The 1,184-nt window shown below is 53.0% G+C and carries 2 protein-coding genes; both read left to right on the top strand.

What is annotated here, in order from left to right; translation table 11 throughout:
* Positions 1 to 109: 109 nt before the first annotated feature.
* Positions 110 to 961 (top strand): amidohydrolase family protein, encoded by an 852-nt coding sequence (locus tag ABJK56_RS19670; RefSeq protein ID WP_347246394.1) that lies wholly within the window; start codon positions 110 to 112, stop codon positions 959 to 961.
* 8 nt (positions 962 to 969) lie between these two features.
* Positions 970 to 1,184 (top strand): hypothetical protein (locus ABJK56_RS19665; protein WP_347246393.1); only part of this gene is annotated, 215 nt, incomplete at its 3' end.

Genomic DNA, 1,184 nt, shown 5'->3' with positions numbered 1-1,184 from the left:
CCACAGGGCCATCAACACAGGTCACGCAACACAGCATAAATATGGATAACATTAAACGTCGCGAAATATTTTTAAAGCGGCAACCTAACGCGAACATGGTGATGGCCTAGTGGCCGATAAGGTGATAGATACATTATTCCCAATTATACTGAAGGATTGGTTCGACAGCTGGAGAAGCGCGACGAACTCCCCGGGAGAGCTTCACTGCATGGTCGAAAATACGTGGAAACCGTTCAACAGTCCCGAGGAGATGATAGCGGAGATGGATAGGACAGGGGTTGAGGCAGTCCTAGCGACTGATCTGCTGGCATGGTCCTATAAACGCCAGGTGAGATTCGCTAAGGACTATAGGGATAAGATATATGAGCTGTCCAAGAAGTACCCGGGCAGAATATATGGCTTGGCCGACTATAACCCCCTAAACATAAGCGAGAGCTTGAGGGAGTTAGAGAGGGATGTCAAGGACAGGGGGTTTGTTGGGGTTTACGTCCACATATACGGGTTTGACATTCCGTTGGACGATAGGAGGATGTACCCATTGTACGCGAAGGCGGAGGAACTGGGGATACCCGTGCAAATGCAGACCGGATACGTGCTGGAGGCTATGCCAAGCGAGCACGGGCGTCCCATGGCCTTGGACAGGATCTCCCTCGACTTCCCAGACCTCGTGCTGGTAGGCACGCACACGGGCTATCCATGGGCGAGCGAGCTGGTCGCGGTCTCCATGAAGCTGCCCAACGTGTACGTCTCGATAAGCGCGTGGCTCCCGAGGTACTTCGATCCGGCGATAACATCGTACCTTAAATCCAAGATATCCGATAACAAGGTAATCTTCGGCAGCAACGGCCTGGCTTGGGCCAAGTACTTAGAACAGATGAAGGAGCTGGGGCTGCCAGAGGATAGGTTGAGGAAGATCCTCTACGAGAACGCCAAGAGAATATTTAAGCTGGACAGGAAATAGCCGTCTCTATGTCATGCGACCCTCGGCGCGGCCTGAGCGTCCACGACCTTGACTTCTACATGGATGTGGCACTCGGAAGAAGGGATGCCAGCCTCGCGGTGGTCAATGGAAGTGTGGTGAACGTATTCACGAGGGAAATTCACGAGAACGCATCGATAATAGTGGCAGGCGACAGGATTGTACGCGTGGACTTAGATGGGGAACGCTCCTCCATCGGGCCATC

The sequence above is a fragment of the Thermogutta sp. genome (genome assembly GCF_039793925.1).
Taxonomy (GTDB): Bacteria; Planctomycetota; Planctomycetia; order Pirellulales; family Thermoguttaceae; genus Thermogutta.
This window is presented reverse-complemented; position numbering and strand designations above follow the sequence as displayed.